The organism is Caldisericota bacterium (assembly GCA_034717215.1).
Lineage (GTDB): Bacteria > Caldisericota > Caldisericia > Caldisericales > Caldisericaceae > UBA646.
On record JAYELD010000155.1, the window covers coordinates 1 to 4,655 of the forward strand.

The window sequence follows — 4,655 nt, forward strand, 5'->3', positions numbered from 1 at the left end:
AGGAACAACAAATCAAAATTGCAAACTTCCTCGATAAAAAAATAGCAGAAATTGAAGAGCTTATTGAAAAAGACAAGAAATTAGTCGGGCTTTTGAAAGAAAAGCGAACCGCTTTGATAAATCATGCGGTAACAAAAGGGCTTGACCCTAATGTAAAATTAAAGGATTCCGGGATTGATTGGATTGGGAAGATTCCAGAGGGGTGGGAAGTTAGGAAGTTGAAATATTTAGTCGAAGATTTATCAGGAAATGGTTTTCCAGGGGAAGAACAGGGTAAAGACGCTGGGGATGTACCTTTTTATAAGGTAGGTGATATAAATGGATCTGAAAAATTTGTTGAAAAAGCAAATAATTTTGTTTCAAAGAAAACAATTAAAGATTATAAATGGAATGTAATCCCAGAGTGCTCTTTAATAGCCCCAAAAATTGGTGAAGCATTAAAGAAAAACCATAGGAAAATAACAAAAGTCAAATGTATTATAGATAATAACTGTATTGCCTTTAAAACCTTTGATATCAATTACAACTATAATTATTATTTATTTAATTTGATAAATTTTGAATGGTTTGTTAATCCCGGAGCAGTTCCGTCACTATCAGTAGAAAAATTAAGATCATTAATAGCTCCTTTGCCCCCACTCCATGAGCAAACCTCCATTGCAAACTTTTTAGACAAAGCCACTTCCAAGATAGACATAACCATCCAGAAAATAGAGCAAAAAATCAAACTTTTAGAAGAGTATAAAAAATCTTTGATCCATCATGCCGTTACAGGCAAAATAGATGTGAGAGAGGTTGTGGCATGAAAGCAGACGAAACACAATTGTTAAAATTTATGAATGGGCCAAAGCAGCTCATCATCCCCATTTATCAGAGAACATATAGCTGGACTCTAAAAGAATGCAGACAATTATGGGAAGATATAATTAAGGCAGGTAATGATGATAAGATATCAAGCCATTTTCTTGGTTCTATTGTTTATATTGAAAAAGGATTATACCAAATTTCAACGATTCCAAAACTTCTCTTAATAGATGGCCAACAAAGATTAGCAACAATCTCCCTTCTCTTATCTGCTTTAAGTAAAGATCTCAAAGTGCCAATAAATGGGATGAGTTCTGATAAACTAAATAACTATTATTTGATAAATAGAGACGAAGAAAAGGACAAACGCCACAAATTAATTTTAACAAAGAGTGATAAGGAAACACTTTTTAAAATAATTGATCATAAAGAATTGTCTGATGAAGATTCTCGACGAATTAAGGACAATTATAAATTTTTTGTCGAACAAATATCCAGAAGCAAGATTGAAGAAGTACTCAAGGGCCTTAATAAACTGATTATTATTGATGTTTCATTAGATAGAGAAAGAGATAACCCTCAGTTGACATTCGAAAGTTTAAATTCAACGGGTTTGGAGCTTACTCAGGCAGATTTGATTAGGAATTATGTCCTAATGGGTCTTGAAAAACAAGAACAGGATGATCTTTATAATGATTATTGGTCTCCTATGGAAAAAAGCTTTGGATATGCCAAATATTCAGCGTTATTTGACAGATTTATGAGGGATTATTTAACAATTAGAACAGGGAAAATACCAAAAATCAAAGATGTCTATTCCGCTTTTAAGTTATACGCACAAAACAAAAACATAAATGAGATTGTTGCCGATGTTTACAAATACTCTAAATATTTTGTCAGTATCGCCTTAGAGAAAGAGCAAGACGATGAAATAAAAGAAATTTTCTCTGACATTAATACATTAAAAGTTGATGTCTCTTATCCTTTCTTATTGCAGGTATATGAAGATTATAATCAAGAAAGAGTAACGAAAGAAGAATTTATACAAATTCTCAGATATGTAGAGAGCTATGTTTTCAGAAGAGCTATTTGTGGAATTCCAACCAATTCATTAAACAAAACCTTTGCCAACCTATATAAAGAAATCAAACCAGAGAATTATTTAGAGAGTTTTAAAGCCGTTCTTCTTCTTAAAGATTCATACAGGAGATTTCCGAGAAACGAAGAGTTTAGAAAAGAGTTAATCATTAAGGATGTATATAATTTCAAGAGCAGAAATTATTTATTAAGAAAACTCGAGAATCATAACAGAAAAGAATTAGTGAATGTTGAAAGTTATACCATTGAACATGTAATGCCTCAAAACGAAAATCTATCTGATGAATGGAAGCAGGAATTGGGTGAGAATTGGAAGGAAATACATGATAAATACCTGCATACAATAGGAAATCTTACTCTAACCGGATATAACTCTGAATTGAGTGATAAACCATTTAAAGAGAAAAGAGACATGGCAGGAGGGTTTGCAGACAGCCCAATAAGATTAAATCAATCTTTAGCAAAACTTGAACATTGGAATGAGAAGGAAATTCTAAATCGTGCCAAGATTCTTTCAGATTTGGCTGTTCAAATATGGAATTGTCCAGAATTAGATAAAGAAGTATCAAATAAATACAAAATTATTGAAAAGGGGAAATCCGAGAAAACATATACAATAGAAGATCATCCTTACTTAGCAGAAGAAGCGGCTATGCGGCCATTATTCGAAGAACTCAGAAAAAGGATACTCAATCTTGATTCTTCTGTTAGAGAAAAAATATTCAAATGCTGTATTGTATATAAAGAATATACTGATTTTTGCGATATTTTCGCTCAAAAATCCAAATTAATATTACAACTGAGAATGCAATTCGATGAATTAAATGACCCCAAAAAGATTTGCAGAAATCTTATGGAGAAAAATTGGCAAATAGAAACAAGCATATCTAATTTTGAAGAGTTAGATTACGTTATGTTTTTAATAAAACAGGCCTTTGATAAAGTTTCAGAGGAGACAATATGACAACAGATACATCGGAAAAGGCATTTCAAAATCATATAATTGCTCATTTACTCAGCACTGGCTATCTTAAAAGAGGCAGTGAGAATTATAATAGAGCAACCTGCCTTGACCCAGAATTAACCTTGAAATTCATTTATGACACTCAGCCAAGAGAATGGAAAAAGTTTCAAAGAGTTTACGGAGATGATGTAGAGCGAAAATTCTTTTACAGATTGGTTTCAGAAATTGATAAAAAAGGAACTATTCATGTTTTAAGAAATGGGTTCAAGGATGTAGGATGCTATTTTAAATTATTCTATCCAAAACCAAATACACATAAAAATCCTGACTTGTTTGAAAAGTTTGAACAAAATATTTTCTCCGTTGTTGACGAACTGGAATATGAGCAGAAAGAAGGTAGTAAAAGATTGGATTTGGTTATTTTCATTAATGGTCTGCCGATTACCACAATAGAGCTAAAAGATACTTTTTCTCAGGGCGTTGAGAATGCAATAAGGCAATACAAGGAGGACAGAAACCCAAGAGAATCTATTTTCCAAAAGTGCCTTGTCCATTTTGCTATGAGTGACGAAAAAATATATATGGCTACGAAATTAGAAGGACGGAAAACAAAATTCTTGCCATTTAATAAAGGGCTTGAAAACCCGGAAGTAAAAAACGATTACAAAATTTCGTACTTATATAATAATATCTTGCAGATAAATAAGCTCTCAAAATTAATATCAAATTTCATCTATATGGAAAAAGATAAAGACACAGGGGAAGTAAAACCTATTTTCCCAAGATATCATCAGCTGGATTGCGCAAATCTACTATTGGCAGATGCTAAAGCTGACAAAAACTATCTAATAGAACACAGCAATGGAAGCGGAAAAACTAAAACTATTGCATGGCTTGCGCACGGCCTAATAAATAAATTCGATGCAGATGATAATAGAATTTACGATATGGTGATTGTTGTTTCTGACAGAAGAGTCATAGACAAACAACTTCAGGACCAGGTGCAGTCCATTGAAAAAGTAAAAGGAATCGTGGAAAATATAGAGAAACACTCCGATCAACTTAAAGAAGCATTAAAGACAGGAAGTAATATTGTTGTTACAACCCTGCAAAAATTTCCCTACATACTGGAAGAAGTTAAGGATTTGCCGGAACGAAAATATGCCGTAATAATAGATGAAGCCCATTCTTCACAGAGTGGAATTACCGCCAGAAAAATGAAGCAAGTTCTCAGCGCGAATAGTCTTGAAGAAGCCGAAGCATTGGATGCAGAAGACATGGACGAGATTGATGAAGAGATCCTTAGAGAAATTGAATCTTATAGGAATCTGAAAAACATTAGCTTCTTTGCATTCACGGCCACCCCAAAAAATAAAACACTTGAGATGTTCGGCTGGAAGGATGAATATGGCCGTTATCACCCCTTCCATACGTACACGATGAAGCAGGCAATCGGAGAAGGATTTATTCTTGATGTTCTTAAAAATTATTTAACCTATGCAACTTATTTCAAATTGGCCAAGAAAATACAGGATGACCCTGAATATGACGAGGAAAAAGCCAAGAAACTGCTAAGAAATTTTGTTGAGCAATATCCTGTGGTAATAACAAGAAAAACTGAAATAATGTTAAATCATTTTATGAGTTCGACAATATATAAAATAAGAGGAAAAGCTAAAGCGATGGTTGTGACAAGGTCAAGGCTTCATACTGTTTTATACAAAAAAGCTTTTGATAAGCTGATCAAAGAAAATAACTATCCAATTAAAACATTAATTGCTTTCACAGG

3 protein-coding genes are annotated in these 4,655 nt (G+C 33.0%); all 3 read left to right on the forward strand.

Features of this window, described 5'->3' with window-relative positions:
• The coding region (locus tag U9Q18_06460) for a restriction endonuclease subunit S (GenBank protein MEA3313999.1) at positions 1-806 on the forward strand (806 nt) is incomplete at its 5' end.
• Entirely contained in the window at positions 803-2,866 is a 2,064-nt protein-coding gene (locus U9Q18_06465; protein MEA3314000.1) for a DUF262 and DUF1524 domain-containing protein, read from the forward strand. The genes U9Q18_06460 and U9Q18_06465, both read left to right, overlap by 4 nt.
• The coding region (locus U9Q18_06470; protein ID MEA3314001.1) for a DEAD/DEAH box helicase family protein at positions 2,863-4,655 on the forward strand (1,793 nt) is incomplete at its 3' end. The genes U9Q18_06465 and U9Q18_06470, both read left to right, overlap by 4 nt.

Excerpts from the sequence above, each read along its gene's own strand:
- U9Q18_06465 (MEA3314000.1), top strand. The coding sequence starts at position 803 with ATGAAAGCAGACGAAACACAATTGTTAAAATTTATGAATGGGCCAAAG.